Genomic DNA, 17,017 nt, shown 5'->3' with positions numbered 1-17,017 from the left:
TTACAAAAATCTTTGATTGCCAAAGTGAACACTTCGCTCTCTATATCCTAAAGACAACATCAAATATGCTGCAGATATTGCATCAAGAGCATCATCATGGGTTTTGCTATCCCCCTTATACGAATAAATATCATTAAATACAGAAGAACTACTGTACTTTGTAATATAAAGTTTCTTATAAGTAAACGGCGTAATTAACGTTGTTATTCTGCTAAATTTATTAGACTTTGGCTTAACTGGAACAATTCTAAAATATTGGCTTATATTATTTCTTAGCAAGATGTATTCACAGGTCAATCCACCAGCACCTTTTATATTATCTCTATCCTCTAAATACAGTGTATACACATTGAAATTTTCTATAACAGTCTTTACCATATTCATAATATAAGGATCATTGGCTGGTCGTTGGTCTTGAAATACAAAAGCATAATACTTATCATCAATTCGCTCCATAACACATAATGCAGTGTTGTCCCCGCCAACACTAAATGCTGGGTCTAAATATGCTATCGGGCTAGTAAATACATAATCATCAGTAATATTTATTTGTGTAAAAATTGAATCAGTGCTTGCTATCCACTCACCTAGCAAAACTCTTGCTTTATATGATGGTATATCTTTATAGAGTTTTTCTTGTGTTTCGATAAATCCTTTGCTAAGTAGCAAATTATCATAAGTTGTAAAATTATATGTTTTAAAGGTCGCTATATTATCAATATAATAGGTTTTGAAATAGTGTTCTGGATGATCGGGATTAGTATCAAAAATAATAGTTTCTTACCTGCACCTTAGTCTTTTTAAGACTTCCTCTAACGTTTGCTTGTGTAAAGTTGTAGCCTCATTGACAAAAATAAGTGCCGAATTACTTCCCCTAAATCTTTCAAAATCACTTGCCTTATCTCCACCGTATAGATCAATACGCAGTGAATCAATCAGAATATATGAATTATTTGTATGTCTTGGAATATACGAAATTTTAAGAAGTTTACATAGCTTTTCAAATTGTCCCAAAACATTAACTTCAACTGAGCGTTGTGAATTCCCAATAATGAAATTATTCGTATCACTAGAGTATAACTTTTTATTTTAAATTAAACTTTTTAGAAAAAGATAACACGCAAGATATGTTTTGCCACTAGCTATACCACCGCTGAGTATAATCTTCTTTTCATTATTCTTTTTAATGCTTTTTATTACATTTTTTTGCTTTAAAGTTAACTGTTTTTCTTCAAACTTAGCAAAATCAATTAAAGAGTTTGTTAGCTTTATAAATTGCGATATGTCAACTCCATATTTATTTTTGTATTCCTTTTGTAATGTTGTAAAAAGTTTTGTTTGATATAAGTTCACTTGTGCCCTTTACTATTTTTGTAGTTGTTTTTGCTTTCAGCCTCATTAGCAGTTGCAAGTTTTTTCATACATTCATAGTAAAGCTCCATTTCTCTTATTGAACACTCCTTTATATATTCATCAAGCTCGATTTTTAAAGAATTAATTTCTCCATTAACAACTTGCTTGTTTTTTTTACTATTTGCTTTATTTAAAGCGTCAATTTCAGTTATTAAATTTTCTATTTTAGTATATATGCTAGCAAGTTCAACACCAGAATATTGCTTAAATGCACGTATAAATCCTAATTCTAAATTAGCCCTCTCTAAATCCAATTCGCTTCTAACTTTCTTGGCGTTAACTTCTGATTTAAAAGCTTGTGATAAAAGGTGTTCAAAAATATCCTCACTAATTGTTAGTCTAGAGTCCTCGTTAACAAAACTTTCTCCACTTTTCCATTTTTGTCTCATCCTCCACACATTTACTTTGGAAACCCTTAGTTTAGCTGCTATTTCTTTATCGCTTAACGATCCTTCTCTAAAATACGCAACATAATCATCAAAAGGCCTTTTAACTCTTTTCAAGAAAATTCTCCTAAAATAACAAAATTAACAACTTGTTACTCTAAATAGTAATTCAATTTATTAATTATTAACATTAACTATTATCTTGTTGATATCTATTGACAGGTATTTGGTATTTATTGACTTTTATTGATTTAGAAATAGTAATTAACTAATTTATTAAATTTTGTCATAGCTTGACTATATAAATTAGGGAAAATCTCTTATTGTTTTAATTAGATCATAGCTTGTAAAAATTCTCTTGTCATAGTTGTGTATACTTACAAATAGTATATCTTTAAATTCGTTGATTATAATCAATTGATATCGCTTTGGAACTTTTTGATTAATATCATTAAGAATACCATAAGCAGCCCCCAAAAATACCATAGAATCATACTCTCCTAATTTTTTTAAACACATTTATCTAACATCCCTTTATTGCAGCTACAATTAAGCTTCATATTTTTGGAATTTTTATGTTTTTTTATTAAATATTTATCTTTCAGAACGTCTTTAATAAATTTTTTTACATGGTCTATAATGTCACTTATTATTTCCTCAGTGCTTTTTCCAGTTTTTATTCCGTATTCTTGCGCTGCTTTATAAGAGCTATACATTCGACTTTTTTGCTCTTGAGTTGCTTGCTCGGTTTCATAAAGTTTATTTATTGACTTTTTTAAATCTTCACTAAGATTATCATAAAAATTTGAAATCTCATTAGTATACATATTAATTATAGATAGTATATAAATAAACAATATTTTGAGCAATAGTTTTTGCACTTTTTAAATGAAAATTTTGATAGAAAACATTTCTATATTCATAACAATGAAATCTACAAAAAAATAACAGCCAGTGAACTTTTTTACTAGCTGTTATTTTGTGTACGCAAAATTTAGTTACATCTAAAAGCATCTAATATAATTACTGACTGTCACTGATGTATCCTTTAATTTCTTCAAATTTAGAACTATCTTTAAGATAGCTTTTAACTTTTTCTAATTCTGATTTTAATTTTTCTAAGTCTGATTTAATTTCGCTAACACTTACATTTTCTTTTAATTGGGGCTCAATACTTCTAGTATCAATAATATATGGTTGATTCCCTACATTTAATTTGGTTCTTAAACTGTCTCTAGTATCACTCAATTCTTTTAATAATTTTCCTAAGTCTGAATCTTCGTCATCTTCCAGATCCCCCCAAGTTGTACGTATAGAGCTACTACCATCAGTAAAATCATCATATATAGGTCCTGTAATTTTATCTCTAACTTCTTCTGCTCCCACACTTGTTTTCCCTTTTATACCATCAATATCTCCATTGATCTTATCTATTTTATCTACAAGATTTTTGATTTTGTCTTTAACCTTCTTTTCTTCTTCTTGTTTTTGTTGTTCTTCTCTTTCTTGTTCTGCTTTAGCTTCTTTTTCTGCTTCTTGTTTGGCTTTTCTTTGTTGTTCTTCTCTTTCTTGTTTTTCTTTAGCTTCTTTTTCTGCTTCTTGTTTTTTCCCTTTGTTTTGTTCTTCTACTTCTTCTTTTTCTTTGTCACTTCCTTCTTTATCCTCTTGTTTTTCTTTTCTATCTTCTGTTTTTTCTCCTTTCCCCTTATCTTCCTTTCTTACTTTAGCTTGTTCTTCTTGTTGACCACCACTTTGTTGTTCTGCTTTTAATCCCGGTGCATTATATTGACTACTTGCCGGCAATACTGGTGGAGGATTTATTACGCCATTATTAGGATCATCGCCCTGCATTAATTCATTTTTTTCTTCTTCTTGTAATTTTTTTGCTACTTCATCTACTTTTGTCCCATTTGAAGTAATTTTATCCTTCGTTGGATCTAAAATCTTATCTAAAGATCCTTTAATTTTCTCTTCTGCATTTTGTTTTAAATCTTTACTACTTACATGATAATTCTTACAAGAACTTATCATAATAACAACAGTACAAATAATAAATATTTTTATTTTCTTACTCATAATACTCTCCATAAATCTCAATCATATCATTGATACATAATAATTGCAATTTTTCAAAGATTTAAATATTTGATTTTGCTACATTCACCTGTTGCGTATTAATAAAACGTAAATGTAATTTTAATCAACTCGCAAAAATCTCTCCATTGCAAATGCACCACTCATTACAAAAAACTACAAAATGCATACAAATTAAATTTCAGGGTCTTTGCTATAGATTAGATAAAGTATCATGTCTTTCTTTATCTGCCACCCCGAAAAATTGCCTATTCTGTTTATCATAACTACTCTACAACCCAAATTTCTCTTGCAATGAGAACCCCAAAAATTTGACTAAAATTTTTTGTTTTTGGTACAATATAAATTACTTTTTTCATCTATTTTTATTACTTTTACTTAATTTAAAAGTAACACTATAAGGAGAGGATTTTATGGACATGAATAATTATTTTAATTTAAATAATTTTGATACAGATTTTATGCGCAAATTCTTCCAAGACTATCTAAAGATAGTAAATGAAAACAAAATTCTTAAAAATTCACTAGAAAATTCATCTAAACCAAAAAAAGAAACTTTAAAGCCAACTCCTAAGTTTTATTTGACCCCAAAAGCTATCAAAATAATTGAAAAATGCGTCAAAACATTAAAACAAATTGACCCAATTTCTGGTTGGTTTTTACATCTACTCGCAATAAGTGGGTGCAGGGGCGCAGAACTGCAAAAAGTAAAAATGCAAAATATTACTCCCCTATTAAGTAAAACTGGAGAATTTTTTTTACAATATAAAAGTAAATATCGCTAAAAAAAGAAATGTCACTTGTATTAGAAAAATTGTCATCAATTCCGAAGAGTTCCGGGCTATTCAAAAAGCCCACGAAAATTATTTTAATAGTAAAAATCTCGACTTACGACGTACTTATCTTTTCCAAAAAACCAAACATAAATTTAAATACAATCAAATTAGTATTATCAATATTTCTAAAAAATTTAAAAATCTTCTCAAAAAATCGGGATTTCGCGCTAATAAATCGCTCCATTTATTTAGAAATTTGTTTATTTCATATTTAAAATCTAATGGCTATAACTATTTCCAAATTAAAGAGCTTATGAAATATCATTCAACTTCCGAAATTGATAATATATATGGACTCTCTGCTGCTAACAAAATTCACGCTTATAAATGCATGAAAAATAATTTAAAACTGTAAAAACCCCTATTTTAGTTTAAATATACGTTTTTAAGTTACTTTAAATATTTTTCTAAGAGGTTTTAAGTCAAGTGAATCATATAATATTTCTTTATTTTTTGTTGCTATAAAATGATATCCATTAACCTTATCGATTTTAACTTCACTTATTTCAAATTCATTAGCTGTACCCAAATAACCAAAAGATTCATATCTCACACTACTTCTAATTCCATAGTAATTAAGCATCATACACGGATTTATAATAAAACAATTACTCTTAATGTAGCCAAGTCCTATAAATCTATAATACGCTACATTTATCTCATAAGCATTAAATTCACGTTTCTTAAATAGACTTGTATAATAATGTAGACACAAAAAGTAACAACCCCACCTTTGTATCTCTGGGCGTAAAGTTCTATTATCTTGTTTTATTTTATTAATAAGCATTAATTAATCCTCCTATATTAAATTTATTTTTTTAATTTTTTAGTGCACCCATTCACATGGGGACACCAACACTATTTGAAAATGCTATATTGCTAGGGAAAAACAATGTTTCACTTGTTGGCAATAAACCACTTAATCTATCTGATATTGCTCTTTTCTTAGAATCAAAAGTGAACACAAATTCTCTAAACCTATAATTTACATGCTCAATTAGTGGACATGTATTCGTAATATTGTCGGTTTTCATTTTGATGAAATCTTTAAGAGGCTTTTCTATTTTTTTGTGTTCGTTTTGTGTTTTGTTTAATTCTTTTTTTGCACTATCAACATCCATTAGATCACACGCAACATTTTCAGCAACTTGCCTATCCATAATTTCAAGGTCTACGCAATCAACATATTCTATAAATTCTCTTGCCCAATCAAACTCAACTCCAGAACTATAAAAATCACTCCTTTCTACTAAATCCTCAACAAGTTTTATAAACGTATCCTCGTTAAAATTATGTGCCATTAAGTATTCCTCTCTATGGTTACTATAAATATCTTTTTTTAAATTTATAATTTCTAATTCACATTTATTAACAAATTCAAACACTTTTGATATTAAGGCCTCATTTCTCTTAATCTTACAGTTAATTGATGCAGCATCTATTAAAAAGAACAAATTACAATGCTCAAGACCAGTACATGCTAGCTGCATTTGCGCCTGCACATAATATTTGAAAAAATATTTGCTGCTTAAAAAATTGCCATTTTTATTATATTTGTCAATAGCGCTACTCATATAATTAGAGTCGCTACTTTTAATCTCTAATAATTCTAAATCGCCATTATTATTAATAAACCAGCCATCAATTGTTGAGCCCACTAAAGTTTCTGAACTGCCCATTTTTTTGAAATAGTTATACTTATCAACTCCATTGGCATATTTGTTTTTATATAAAATATCAATATTATCACCGTATGCTTTAACAAATTCTCTAAATCCTAAATTCTCTAACTCTTTGCCCTTGAGCATATATAAATTCTCTTCAAAAGGTAGGCTCATATCAAAATATTTAAGCATTCTGTTTATCATTAAATCCTTCAGCCCAGCACCTCCAACAAGAATATTGCCTACTTCACTAGCACCGTATTTATCAAGTTTGTTTCTTTGTATACTAAAATCAATATTTCGATTAAATCTAAAACATTCTTGATTACTTATTCCTGGTAATTTCTTGCATATTTTGCTTAATTTGCTTTTTTCTTTAATGGGAGAAGATTTTTCCTCAAATATTTCACAACCAGTAAAACTTTGTTGATTAACACTTGTCATTTTGAGCTCTCCTTGATTAATGTCTTGTGGATTATTATTTGACATGTTTGTCATGTTTTTACTCCTTATATTTTAGTAATAACTAAAATAGCAAAAACTATTTTTGCCAACTTTTTTACAAAAATTTTTACAAAAAAATAGTTGGGCTTATTTAAATTCTTTTGTTAAAGAACTTAGCTAAACCCAACTTAATTGGATTTTTTTGATAGCAATATACTTTTTTTGCTATATATATACATATATATAGCAAAAACTATTTTTACCAACTTTTTACAGAAATTATTATAATTAATAAAAGCTTTATTAAATTCTCTTGTATAAGAACTTAATAAAGTCTAGGGTTTAACCGAATTCACTTATTAAAATTATTTTTTAAAAGCTTTTCAACAATTGAGTATAGTCTAATTTAGAATTAAAATCAATTTGTATTTGTTAAAACAAAAGAACTTATTTAAATTATCTTATTAAAAAATTCAAATAAGTTCTATTTTAAAGCTATATACTAACTTATTGCTTTATAAAATTTTAATCATTCTTAATTTAAAAAATATTTATTGAATATAGAATAGATAATTGGAGCAAGCGTTATTCCCATTATTAAAATTACTTGTATTGTTCTATTGCTTGCAGTAAGTTCGTTTTTTAAAACATTTATTTTATTATCTAGGCTAAATATATCCTTTTGTAAGGTTTTTTCTACACTATCTATTTTAGTATTCAAGCTAAATATATCTTTTTGCAAAGTTTTTTCTACATTATCTATCTTAGTATCTAAACTATCTATTTTGGCATTTAAGCTCTTTTCTACATTGTCTATTTTGGCGTCTAAACTATCTATTTTAGAATTAAGTTCATTTTTAACACTATCTATTTTAATATTTAAATTCTTCTCTACATTATCTATCTTAGTATCTAAACTATCTATTTTGGCATTTAAGCTCTTTTCTACATTGTCTATTTTGATATTCAAACCATCTATTTTTAAATTTAAATTCTTTTCAACATTGTCTATTTTGGCATCTAAATTAGATATGTCTTTTTGCAAATTCTTCTCTACATCAATTAATTTCTCTTTTAAAAATTCAAAGTTGTAATTATCATTATGTAGGAAAACAAAATCTATTGCTTCCTTGCTAAACCCTATATTTAAAAATTCGTTTTTTATACTTTCTATATTATATGTTTTGTATGCTAAATTGTTCATAGGTTATCCTTTTAATTGTTTATACATTTTTAAAAGTTTACTAATCAAATCTTTTTGATTTTCAAAAATCTCTTGCATCATAAAACTTGTAAATTTAGCATTGCTTTTGTAAAAATCATAACTTTCTTCAGTTTTAAGTTGAAATCTTAATGGTTTTATTAAGTTTTGTTTAGATTTTTTCAATACTGGACTTTCTTTATCTTTCAATACACTTAATATTAATCTAAATCCATTATCTAATACATATTGTTCCTCAATAACTCCTGCTTCTATTGCATTGGCAATTTTCAAATAGTTATACGCTTGAGTTTTTGCAACATCATAATCCTTTATAAAAGCATCGAAACTTTTGTATCCATCAAGTTTATAGTATTCATTATCTTTAATTTCTTTTAAGATTTTCATACATTCTACTCTATTAGAAACTCCTTCTCTAAGGTTTACATACAATTTCTTTTTCAAAGTATTATAACGATCTGTTTCAACACCATTTTTACTAACATTAGAAGAATCTACAAGTAATGCATTCCCCTCAGAATCAATATCCCTTTTATTGATTATTAATTTTGTATTATTTTTCATAACAAGCCTCCTTAGTTATAAGTTCAACGCGTTGAACTTATAACTAAAATTATTTTAATTTTGCATAAAAATTTATTAATGAATTTTTATATTCTTTTATATAATCCATTTGAAAATCAAAAGAAGAATTACTAGCAATTCTTCTATTTAAATCTTCTCTTTCTGATATCATTCCTAAAAAATTTTCTTTGGAGTTCAGCATTTCCAACAATTGCTTATGTGTATTATTTTTCTTAAATCTCGTTATTATAAAATAAGTAGGCAGTTCTACACCTATTTTTTTCATAAAAAATTTCAAAAGGTCAAAACTTTCAATTGTCCATTTTTCTGCTGTCAAGGGGACAATTACATTGTTACAACAAACTAAAGCATTAGTTAAAGCAAAATCCAAACTTGGGGGAGTATCAATTATAATAAAATTATATCCAACATCTATATATTTAAGCTCTTTTTTTAATCTAAATTCATCAAAAGTGTGCTTATAACCAAAAGCATTTATACTGTGTAAAGTCAAATAACTAGGTATTAAATCTAAATTATTCGCTACATTAACGATTGATCGATTAATATCTAATTTTTCTATTAAAACTTCATATATATTATTTTTTCTTAAATCTATACTGGATTTTTGTATATCATCATAATAATAACTAGTGGTAGATGATTGAGTATCTATATCTATTAATAATACCTTATATTTTTGAGCCAATAAGGTTGCAAATATAATTGCACTTGTGCTTTTACCAACACCGCCCTTGATTGACGCAATTGTTATTATTTTAGGTTTTTTAGTATCCATTTTATTAACGGTCCTTGCTCCGGGTATTTTTTCCCATAAAATTTATATACTTGTTGTTCTAAATCCGTAAACATACTAAATAAAACTTTGTTGTAGTGATTGTTTGTTCTTTTTTTATCCAATAAACGATACAATCCTTTAAAATAGCAAAAAACACTTCCAACTTTAAATCTAAATTCCATATAATATGCCCTTGCTAATGCATATGCTTTTCTAGTTCCATTTATTTGATACTTTATTAAAGGTTTTTTAATTGGTTTTCTATAACCATAAAAAATACCAATAAACTTATCTCCCTCTTTAATTGGATACAAGTGAGTTTCTTCAACAATTCTTTCTCCATTAAATAAAGCCCTCAATGATAATCTAAATTCATGTTTTTTCTCATAAACTCCAAATTTGTAAATGTCCATCATTATTTTTGTATGGTACATTGCTTTGCCATTTTCTTTTTCAATCTTAATAAAGCGTTCTTTGTTTTGGCATTCAACTTTACATTTGCCTTTTTTTATAGTTTCAATAGGTTCGGGTGCATTTCCCATGTTAAATCCTCATACGGTCTTTATGCTAAATTCTTCTGTGGTTAAAGAATTTTTTTCATTTTTTATTATTTCTAATAATTCAAGATAATATGTACCAAATACTTTATTGTATTCTATTTTCTTTTGGTTATTCAAATATTCTTTTATAATAGGCTTTAGAATTTCAATATTTGCATATTTTTTTAGTTGTTCAATAAGGATATTGAAAATGTTTGCCTTTAAATTTTGATAATTTTGTTGAGAATTTTCTTTTTTTCTTTCAATCGACTTTTCTAATTTACGTTTTATGCAACTTAAATCATTATATTTATGATTTTCAATAATAAAATGGGGCTTAAATTTGTAATTTTCGTATACTTTTTGCAAATTTATTTCTAATTGTTCAGGATTATATCCATTTTTTTCGAATTCTTTCTGAGTGTTATTTAGAATGTTCTTTAATTTATTTTGCTTTTCTTTAATACAAGATTTTTTTATATTAAAACGTTTTATTAGAACAATTTCATTTTGTTTTAAGATTTTCATTGCCTCAATCTTAGTATCTTTATCAGTATTTAAATACAAAATAGAAAGAGCTTCTTCCGTCTTAAAGTTACATTTATTGAAATAATTTCTTATTTGATACTTTTCTATTTGGTTAATTTTTCTTTCTTCTTTTATATTATTTTTATTACTTAAACACTCCACTGAATTTACACTACCATTTTTAGAAATATTGTCTTTAAAATGGGTATTAACTCTAGATTTAAATCTAGAGTTTTTTCGCTCTTTAAAGTACTTGTTGATTTTCTGGTAACATTCATTTTTAGGATACTTTAGCTTATAGTAAATTTCAGTCCCACAATTTACTCCCATGTGTTGGTAGTAATTAGTTGTAACTTTTAGTACTTTTTCTAATTTATAAAGATAATTTTGCATTGTTCTCAGTGTAGTGGGAGCTAAACCATTTCTTTTTAGATTTTCATTAAAGTAATAGAGTATGATTTGTTGAGTGTATTTCTTATCTTTTTTGTTTAGGTAATTTAGTGTTGAAGTAAGAGATATTAATTTGTATTGGTGTTTGTTGTGGCAAGTTACAATTTTTTTATTGGTTGATGTTGTCATATCTGACAATCTCCTTATACTTTAGATATAATAGTAAGTATTATAATGCAAAATTTTGATTTAAAAGTAAATACTTTTCTAAAAGAATATTAAATTTTAATTATTAATTTTGTTAAAAAAATAAAATTTTTTATTTAGTAAAAATATAAATTGATTTTAATTTAAAATTGGGCTACACTAAAACCATCGTAGTTATTTGATGTATTATCATTTTTGACTACCTTATATTTTAGAATTTGCTAAAAATAATAATATAGTGGGGACTTAACGAGATTCTTTGAGGAAAGAGTTTGGTTAAGTCCCACTTCTTTTTTGTAAAATTTTTTGTTAAAAAGTTGATAAAAATAGTTTTTGCTATATACTTTTATTTATTACTAAAATACAAGGAGTAAAAACATGACAAACATGTCAAATAATAATAATCCACAAGAAAATATTCAAGCAAAAATAAGCTTCAGAAAAGATATGAAAACCCTAAAAATGAATTTACCAGGGATTGACAAAAGTCTTAAAGGATATGGATACGAATATCAGAATTTCAATGAAATAGTAGAAGAAATCGAAAACGTTATTAATAAGCACAATTTGGAGCTTGATTTTGAGCAATATCCAATATCTAAATTTGTAGATGGTCAAAAGGAGCATGTTATTAGGACCACATTTTACAGTACAAGTACTGGATATGAATTTTCTTTTGATACACCAATGCTTACAAAAAACTTACAATGGAACAATGAAAACGGGTCTAAAAATGTTGTAAATACAGCACCACAACTGGTTGGGTCAGCTATTACTTATTTCAAAAGGTATGCTTTAGTTACATGTCTTCATATAAAAAGTGAAGTTGATACCGATGCAGCGCCTATTTACAATAATTATGAAAACGCAAATTTTATGCCTAGCAAGCAAGTTAGTGTTAATCGAAAACAAGAACAAAAAAAGGATATAAATCAAGAAAAAAATCAACTAAACAGCTTTAATAAAAACTTAAAATCTGGCAAGGCTTATTGCTATGAAATTTTTAGAGACGCACTGTTTAATATAAAAAATTGGGTAAATGAAGGTGAAGAAAAAAATAATATAAATGCTCTTATTCGGGCATTATGTACTGATAATGATGATGATTTTGAATATCTCTTAGAAAAGAATGCTGAGCTTAAGAGTATAGAATATTGGGCAAATATTCTAAAAGAATATTTCAATAAAACTAATAGATTAGATGATCTAAATAAGCTTAAAGTATTTATGTCTGATAATCGGGATGTTTATAAAACAAAAGTATTAAAATTCTTTTGCATGTTAAAAAAAAGAAAGACAATTTAATTATATATTTGCAGCATAGCAATATTTTTGAATAGCAGCCCCCTCTATTTGGGGGCTGCTATAGGTATAATAATTAAGGTTTTTATTTTTGTGTGATTTTAGTTTTGCCAATTAGCTGTAAGACCGGCATAATGGTTTGTATCGTCTAAAAGTTCATCTTTAAGGCACTTATAAATCTCATTGTTGTCATTTTTATGAGAAAATGTACTATCGGCTACACCTTTGAAATATTGCCGTATTTCGTTATCACTTCCGTTTCCATATTTATTATTATCATTATTTTTGCAGTCAATGGCTCCTTTAATATAAGCATCAAAGCTTTCACCACTTGCTTTTGATTGTCTTTTAGATTCTAAGAAGTTATAAACTTTAGTAAATGCATTGGCCAATTCTTTTTGTTTTTGAGGATCTTTGAAAAGCCAATTAAAGAAATTATTACATTTGCTTTCATATTCACCCTTATTCCCATTAATTGATTCTTGCATCTCGTTGTATAATTTTTTGATTGTGTATGTAAACACAGTTTTTAATAAATTGAACATTTTTTCTTCTTTATGAGTTAAAGTAATTTTCTCTTGTTGTTGCAGCTCTTCTTGGCTTAAATCACGTTTTTTTCTGCTTTCTGTTTGCTGGACACTTTTGTTATTAAAAGTATCATTATCATTAGAATTACAGCTGTTTAGCATAATTAAAAATAAACAAAATAATATATTGATAATTTTCATTTTTATCTCATTTCCTATTACTAATTGCCACCACACATGCTATTTGCTTGATTTGCAAAGCTATCTATTCCGCCGCCAAGGGCACCTTGAACCACTTGTTTAAAGGTGCTTTTCTGTTCATTTGCATTTTCTCCAGTACATTTATCAAGTTCACTTTTTATATGATCAAGCGCTTCTTTTATTTTTGACTCATCATATCCTAAAAATTTATCAAATTTTCCATCATTCCCCAGAGCTTCTTTTAACCAATCAAGGTGTGTTTTTTGATCTTCAGATAGCTTTTCTCTAAGAAGTTCTTCTTTAGATTTTGGTTTTTCTTGTGTTACTTCTTTTGGGGGTAAATCGCGCTTTCCCCGACTTTTTGTTTGTTGGATGTGTGTATCATTAGCAGTGCAGCTATTTAGTATAAGTAAAAATAAACAAAATAATATATTGATAATTTTCATTTTTATTCCTTTTTTTTATTTCTAGTACAATATGTTGAGTAAAATTAAAATTTATTCTTGTAATTATAGATCCTATTTTCAAAAATTTTTAAAGATTTTAATTGAAAGATTTATATTTTTCGAATATTGTGCTAGCTTTTATCTCATTATTATTATTGAATATAGGAGTAACTAATGAAAAATAAAAACATATTTAAATTATTTTTTGTATCAATGTTATTTATAATGGCTTGTAAAGCATACGTAGAAGAAAAGAAAGAAATAGATTCATTGAGTACAGACGTTTTAGTTCTTAAAAATGATTCTTCTGGTGACACATTTAAAGATTATAAAGATAAAATAAATAAGTTAAAAGAAAGTTTAAAGGATGTAAGTAATGCAGAACTTGAAGAAAAACTATTAAAGTTGCAAAGTCTATTTAAAGATAAATTAGCGGCTAAATTAGCAGCGTTAAAAGCAGCTAAACAAACAATTGAAGGTTATACAGATAAAGACCAAAAGAAAACGGATATATGGAAAGAGGCAAAATTAGTTGGAGTAACTGTACCGTTCAGTGGAAATAATACTAGTGGCAAAGGGCAAGAAATGGCTACAAACGCTGTAGGACAGATAGAAAAAATAATAAAATTTCTAGAAGAGGGTACTAATTAATTAGTAAATATTCATGTTGAAAATGTTAAAATCTAGATATTAAATCTGCGTTAATCTAATATCTAGATTTTTTCTCTGTTGTAAAAGCCAATTTGATTATAAAGTAGAATTTCTTGCAGGAAAAACCTTTTTGTAATTTACATTTTTAATTGGGAATATTGATTATAGACTTTTCCCGCTATTGGTTTTGTTTTTTTAATGTACTCTAAATATATCTTGATATTATGTTTTACCGCAGTTATGGAGTGTTCGTCTTTTAGTGTTGATAAGTATGGATAAGGATATTCTGGATAATTTGGATCATTAACTTTAACTTTTGTTTTAGCTAAAAATGTTACTAGGTACATAACATACTCTGAAAGTTGTGTTTCATATTTAGCTAAAGATTTTAGTGTTTGAATAATTGGTGGTTTTGGTTCTTCTGTTAGGTTAGCAATAGTAGTACAACATAGTAACAAAGCAATTAGTAGACAATGCAATCTTTTAAGCATTTTGATATATTCTTTCATAATTTTGTTACGTGTTGCTTTAAGTGAAGTGATAATTTTTTTATTTTTGTCAGTAGAGATGGCCTCTATTATCTCAATGTTGTATTTTAAAATGTCTTGTATTTCTTCAAATATTTTAGTTGACTCAGCTGTTTCCATAGATTTTAGTCTGCTTATATATGTTTTGTAGAAAAAATCTATTACTTTACTAAAATATTAATGTAATTATGATCTATGTTTGTATCAGTTTTAGCTATGTTAGTTAAGCTGGATAGTAAATTAAGTCCTAAACCAATAGTGTTATTTTGCATTATATGTTCTTTCCTTATAGATAGGTTTTCCTTCCTGATTGAATTTCAGATCATTAGATATTTTTAGATTTTTATCATTAGAATTAACCAAATCAATACGGTTATTGATTTGGTTAATTCTAATGGAGCGAGTGCCGAATTTATTGCTGGAGTCAATGTACTCTCAAGTCTTTCCATATTTGCTGTATAGATTAATTTATAATGAGAATATAACTCATAAACCGTTACAAAAATCATTACGGCTATAAGGCTTAATTTCATAGTACCTTGTAAAAGCTTGTCCAACAGCCCCCATTCCCGATTTAGGGTCAAGATTAAATTTAGAATTTATATAGCTATTATTGATATATTCTCTAAACTCATTGCTACTATCAATTTTGGTTAAATGTTTTCTTGCTGGTAAATTGTTACTCCCTTTTTCATGCATTTTAGCAATACCTGCGCACGACCACCAAACCACCCAATTTCCAATTCCATTTTAAATTCTAGTTTGTCCATATAAATTCCTTTAAAACCAAAGTAAAATATCCGATTGAAGAGTCAATACTAAATATTTCAAAGTAAACTAAATCTGCAATTGATATTCGGTCTTTTAGTTCATAGTTAAGGTCTTGATATGTGTAAAGTTTGGAATATCCTTGAATATCAGACATATCAGAATCATAAAGAATTACAAGTTCTTGTGGCTTTATGTCAATAATAACTCCTGCGAATTCAGTGTACTTATTTTTATCAAATACTCTCTGATAAGAAGAATCATTTTAAAGCTTTACAACAGTACCTTTATAAAACTTTAAGGGTTTAGGATCCTTAAATACGTTGATCATGCGAAATGACATATCAGAAAGTCTTTTTCTAACACCATTCATTAGACAACCCCCACACAAGATGGCGTTGAAGTTTCTCTTTTTAGTTTTTCTAAAAATGCGTCAAGTTGTAATAATTACTCCTATCCCCTTTACCATCATTTCCTAGCCCTTTAGCCTGCTCATTAAAACTTCTGGTTAAGAGCTCTTTAGTATCTGTACCAATTTTTGCCTTAATTAATGCTAAGGCCTCCTTTAAGTAACTAAGGTCGTATTTAATAACCTCTAAACTAGCACTAGGGGTGGCCGTATAAAACATTCCCTCATTATTTAGATTACTTTTTAGCCTAGCAAGCTCCTGTGATAATGAGTCATTAAGGTTTCTTGAATTAGAAATATCTTTACTATGATTGTTTGAATTTTGTTTTCTCAAAAAAGAAGATAAAATGCCACTTCCCCTATCATTATTGCTCTGAGTAAGTGCACTTAAAGAAGTTGTTGCGCTAGACAGTGCGTCTTGTAGTTGTACTAAAGATTCATCTTTGTAAAACAAAAAATTGTGGTTTTCAATACGTCTTTCTATTTCGACGTATATCTTTTCAAATAAATAAATATCTAGCAAAAAGCTTTCGGCATAACACGGAACATATCTTTTCAAGATATAATCAAAGTTTTCATATATGATAAGTCGACTTTTATGTATTTTAACTGCGTCTAAAGAATTGTTCTTATTGTTGGATTTTACTTTATAGGTTATATGATCAAAATCAACTCCCAAATCTCTTACATATTCATAATCAAGGTATTCAAAACCAATAGGTAATTCTATATTAACAGGTTGTTCAAGATCTATTAGGGTATCTTTGGTTTTTACTAAAACATAGCCAATCCCATGAAAACGGTAGCTTATAATACAATTAAGTAGAGCATTTTTAAGCTGTACCTTTAACCTAGCAAGTTCAGCTTCACTAACATTGTGGTCAGCGCTCTCAAGAACAAGCCCGTTCTTGAGGCAATCTTCTGCTACATTTTCAATGTAATTTCTAAAAAATATTGAGTATTTAATATTGAGTATTTGTATAGTTCTAGTGAACTTATTTTATCTATTAGTTTTGTTTTTCTTAAATCACACACCTTTTTACTTCTCTTTATTAAATTAGATGTATGATAGCAAAAACTAATATTTTTGTCAATAAAAT

General features: G+C 27.2%; 15 protein-coding genes and 9 pseudogenes. 3 read left to right on the top strand and 21 right to left on the bottom strand.

Annotated elements, in window-relative coordinates; all coding sequences use genetic code 11:
- The 5 genes and pseudogenes from Bmayo_RS05330 to Bmayo_RS05315 all read right to left on the bottom strand — a co-directional run bounded on the left by Bmayo_RS05330 (position 1) and on the right by Bmayo_RS05315 (position 3,875).
- Positions 1 to 1,353, bottom strand: a pseudogene (locus Bmayo_RS05330) (PBSX family phage terminase large subunit).
- A complete protein-coding gene (locus Bmayo_RS05325; RefSeq protein ID WP_075552660.1) occupies positions 1,350 to 1,916 on the bottom strand; it encodes a DUF603 domain-containing protein in 567 nt (188 codons plus the stop codon). The pseudogene Bmayo_RS05330 and the gene Bmayo_RS05325 overlap by 4 nt, the downstream one beginning before the upstream one ends.
- A 189-nt stretch (positions 1,917 to 2,105) precedes the next feature.
- On the bottom strand, positions 2,106 to 2,318 hold the full coding sequence (locus Bmayo_RS07540; protein ID WP_420807315.1) for a hypothetical protein: 213 nt from the start codon (positions 2,316 to 2,318) through the stop codon (positions 2,106 to 2,108).
- A complete protein-coding gene (locus Bmayo_RS07535) occupies positions 2,309 to 2,626 on the bottom strand; it encodes a DUF643 domain-containing protein (protein WP_420807314.1) in 318 nt (105 codons plus the stop codon). The genes Bmayo_RS07540 and Bmayo_RS07535 overlap by 10 nt, the downstream gene beginning before the upstream one ends.
- Before the next feature lie 196 nt (positions 2,627 to 2,822).
- The gene (locus Bmayo_RS05315) at positions 2,823 to 3,875 is read right to left on the bottom strand and encodes an ErpC protein (protein WP_075552659.1); all 1,053 of its coding nucleotides are present in this window, start codon (positions 3,873 to 3,875) and stop codon (positions 2,823 to 2,825) included.
- 431 nt (positions 3,876 to 4,306) lie between these two features.
- Here Bmayo_RS05315 and Bmayo_RS05310 point away from each other — a divergent pair.
- Positions 4,307 to 5,084 (top strand): annotated as a pseudogene (locus Bmayo_RS05310) (tyrosine-type recombinase/integrase).
- A 30-nt stretch (positions 5,085 to 5,114) separates the two neighbouring features.
- Here the strand turns inward: Bmayo_RS05310 and Bmayo_RS05305 are convergent.
- The 7 genes from Bmayo_RS05305 to Bmayo_RS05270 all read right to left on the bottom strand — a co-directional run bounded on the left by Bmayo_RS05305 (position 5,115) and on the right by Bmayo_RS05270 (position 11,068).
- Positions 5,115 to 5,516 carry a DUF261 domain-containing protein gene (locus Bmayo_RS05305; RefSeq protein WP_075552658.1) on the bottom strand — a complete coding sequence of 134 codons (402 nt, stop codon included), beginning with the start codon at positions 5,514 to 5,516 and terminating at the stop codon, positions 5,115 to 5,117.
- 52 nt (positions 5,517 to 5,568) lie between these two features.
- Entirely contained in the window at positions 5,569 to 6,891 is a 1,323-nt protein-coding gene (locus Bmayo_RS05300) for a DUF244 domain-containing protein (protein ID WP_075552657.1), read from the bottom strand.
- A 481-nt stretch (positions 6,892 to 7,372) separates the two neighbouring features.
- On the bottom strand, positions 7,373 to 8,041 hold the full coding sequence (bdr, locus tag Bmayo_RS06620) for a Bdr family repetitive protein (RefSeq protein WP_145924615.1): 669 nt from the start codon (positions 8,039 to 8,041) through the stop codon (positions 7,373 to 7,375).
- A 3-nt stretch (positions 8,042 to 8,044) separates the two neighbouring features.
- Positions 8,045 to 8,623, bottom strand: a complete 579-nt coding sequence (locus Bmayo_RS05285) for a chromosome replication/partitioning protein (protein WP_075552655.1) — start codon at positions 8,621 to 8,623, stop codon at positions 8,045 to 8,047.
- A 49-nt stretch (positions 8,624 to 8,672) separates the two neighbouring features.
- A complete protein-coding gene (locus tag Bmayo_RS05280) occupies positions 8,673 to 9,422 on the bottom strand; it encodes a ParA family protein (protein ID WP_075552654.1) in 750 nt (249 codons plus the stop codon).
- Positions 9,398 to 9,964: a DUF226 domain-containing protein gene (locus Bmayo_RS05275; RefSeq protein ID WP_075552653.1), complete on the bottom strand. Its 567-nt coding sequence runs from the start codon at positions 9,962 to 9,964 to the stop codon at positions 9,398 to 9,400. The genes Bmayo_RS05280 and Bmayo_RS05275 overlap by 25 nt, the downstream gene beginning before the upstream one ends.
- Positions 9,965 to 9,973: 9 nt before the next feature.
- Positions 9,974 to 11,068 (bottom strand): plasmid maintenance protein, encoded by a 1,095-nt coding sequence (locus Bmayo_RS05270; protein ID WP_075552652.1) that lies wholly within the window; start codon positions 11,066 to 11,068, stop codon positions 9,974 to 9,976.
- A gap of 396 nt (positions 11,069 to 11,464) precedes the next feature.
- Between Bmayo_RS05270 and Bmayo_RS05265 the strand changes: the two are divergent.
- Positions 11,465 to 12,410, top strand: a pseudogene (locus tag Bmayo_RS05265) (ERF family protein).
- Positions 12,411 to 12,489: 79 nt separating this feature from the next.
- On the opposite strand, the gene Bmayo_RS05260 reads toward Bmayo_RS05265, so the two are convergent.
- Positions 12,490 to 13,116, bottom strand: a complete 627-nt coding sequence (locus Bmayo_RS05260) for an Mlp family lipoprotein (RefSeq protein ID WP_075552651.1) — start codon at positions 13,114 to 13,116, stop codon at positions 12,490 to 12,492.
- A 20-nt stretch (positions 13,117 to 13,136) separates the two neighbouring features.
- Positions 13,137 to 13,562: an Mlp family lipoprotein gene (locus tag Bmayo_RS05255; RefSeq protein WP_075552650.1), complete on the bottom strand. Its 426-nt coding sequence runs from the start codon at positions 13,560 to 13,562 to the stop codon at positions 13,137 to 13,139.
- A 174-nt stretch (positions 13,563 to 13,736) separates the two neighbouring features.
- On the opposite strand from Bmayo_RS05255, the gene revA reads away from it, so the two are divergent.
- Positions 13,737 to 14,213 carry a fibronectin-binding protein RevA gene (gene revA, locus Bmayo_RS05250; protein ID WP_075552649.1) on the top strand — a complete coding sequence of 159 codons (477 nt, stop codon included), beginning with the start codon at positions 13,737 to 13,739 and terminating at the stop codon, positions 14,211 to 14,213.
- A gap of 137 nt (positions 14,214 to 14,350) precedes the next feature.
- Here the strand turns inward: revA and Bmayo_RS05245 are convergent, their stop codons facing one another.
- From Bmayo_RS05245 to Bmayo_RS05225, 7 genes and pseudogenes are all read right to left on the bottom strand, one after another.
- The gene (locus tag Bmayo_RS05245) at positions 14,351 to 14,704 is read right to left on the bottom strand and encodes a BBA14 family lipoprotein (protein ID WP_075552661.1); all 354 of its coding nucleotides are present in this window, start codon (positions 14,702 to 14,704) and stop codon (positions 14,351 to 14,353) included.
- Positions 14,693 to 15,012, bottom strand: a pseudogene (locus Bmayo_RS07010) (BlyB family putative holin accessory protein); the annotation flags it as partial. The gene Bmayo_RS05245 and the pseudogene Bmayo_RS07010, both read right to left, overlap by 12 nt.
- Positions 15,002 to 15,300 (bottom strand): annotated as a pseudogene (locus Bmayo_RS05240) (BlyB family putative holin accessory protein). The pseudogenes Bmayo_RS05240 and Bmayo_RS07010, both read right to left, overlap by 11 nt.
- Positions 15,269 to 15,510, bottom strand: a pseudogene (locus Bmayo_RS05235) (hypothetical protein); the annotation flags it as partial. The pseudogenes Bmayo_RS05240 and Bmayo_RS05235, both read right to left, overlap by 32 nt.
- Positions 15,498 to 15,881, bottom strand: a pseudogene (locus tag Bmayo_RS05230) (DUF1506 family protein). The pseudogenes Bmayo_RS05235 and Bmayo_RS05230, both read right to left, overlap by 13 nt.
- Positions 15,881 to 15,949, bottom strand: a pseudogene (locus Bmayo_RS07635) (DUF3890 domain-containing protein); the annotation flags it as partial. The pseudogenes Bmayo_RS07635 and Bmayo_RS05230, both read right to left, overlap by 1 nt.
- Positions 15,946 to 16,952: pseudogene (locus Bmayo_RS05225) on the bottom strand (anti-CBASS protein Acb1 family protein); the annotation flags it as partial. The pseudogenes Bmayo_RS05225 and Bmayo_RS07635, both read right to left, overlap by 4 nt.
- Between the last annotated feature and the right edge of the window lie 65 nt (positions 16,953 to 17,017).

Origin of the sequence: Borreliella mayonii, assembly GCF_001945665.1 — a bacterium.
GTDB classification, from domain to species: Bacteria; Spirochaetota; Spirochaetia; order Borreliales; family Borreliaceae; genus Borreliella; species Borreliella mayonii.
The sequence above is the reverse complement of the archived record's forward strand: the minus strand, read 5'-3'. Positions and strand labels throughout refer to the sequence as shown.

Excerpts from the sequence above, each read along its gene's own strand:
- Bmayo_RS07535 (WP_420807314.1), bottom strand. The coding sequence starts at position 2,626 with ATGTATACTAATGAGATTTCAAATTTTTATGATAATCTTAGTGAAGAT.
- Bmayo_RS05300 (WP_075552657.1), bottom strand. The coding sequence starts at position 6,891 with ATGACAAACATGTCAAATAATAATCCACAAGACATTAATCAAGGAGAG.
- revA (WP_075552649.1), top strand. The coding sequence starts at position 13,737 with ATGAAAAATAAAAACATATTTAAATTATTTTTTGTATCAATGTTATTT.
- Bmayo_RS07540 (WP_420807315.1), bottom strand. The coding sequence starts at position 2,318 with ATGTGTTTAAAAAAATTAGGAGAGTATGATTCTATGGTATTTTTGGGG.
- bdr (WP_145924615.1), bottom strand. The coding sequence starts at position 8,041 with ATGAACAATTTAGCATACAAAACATATAATATAGAAAGTATAAAAAAC.
- Bmayo_RS05280 (WP_075552654.1), bottom strand. The coding sequence starts at position 9,422 with ATGGATACTAAAAAACCTAAAATAATAACAATTGCGTCAATCAAGGGC.
- Bmayo_RS05270 (WP_075552652.1), bottom strand. The coding sequence starts at position 11,068 with ATGACAACATCAACCAATAAAAAAATTGTAACTTGCCACAACAAACAC.
- Bmayo_RS05260 (WP_075552651.1), bottom strand. The coding sequence starts at position 13,116 with ATGAAAATTATCAATATATTATTTTGTTTATTTTTAATTATGCTAAAC.
- Bmayo_RS05315 (WP_075552659.1), bottom strand. The coding sequence starts at position 3,875 with ATGAGTAAGAAAATAAAAATATTTATTATTTGTACTGTTGTTATTATG.
- Bmayo_RS05305 (WP_075552658.1), bottom strand. The coding sequence starts at position 5,516 with ATGCTTATTAATAAAATAAAACAAGATAATAGAACTTTACGCCCAGAG.
- Bmayo_RS05255 (WP_075552650.1), bottom strand. The coding sequence starts at position 13,562 with ATGAAAATTATCAATATATTATTTTGTTTATTTTTACTTATACTAAAT.
- Bmayo_RS05245 (WP_075552661.1), bottom strand. The coding sequence starts at position 14,704 with ATGCTTAAAAGATTGCATTGTCTACTAATTGCTTTGTTACTATGTTGT.
- Bmayo_RS05275 (WP_075552653.1), bottom strand. The coding sequence starts at position 9,964 with ATGGGAAATGCACCCGAACCTATTGAAACTATAAAAAAAGGCAAATGT.
- Bmayo_RS05285 (WP_075552655.1), bottom strand. The coding sequence starts at position 8,623 with ATGAAAAATAATACAAAATTAATAATCAATAAAAGGGATATTGATTCT.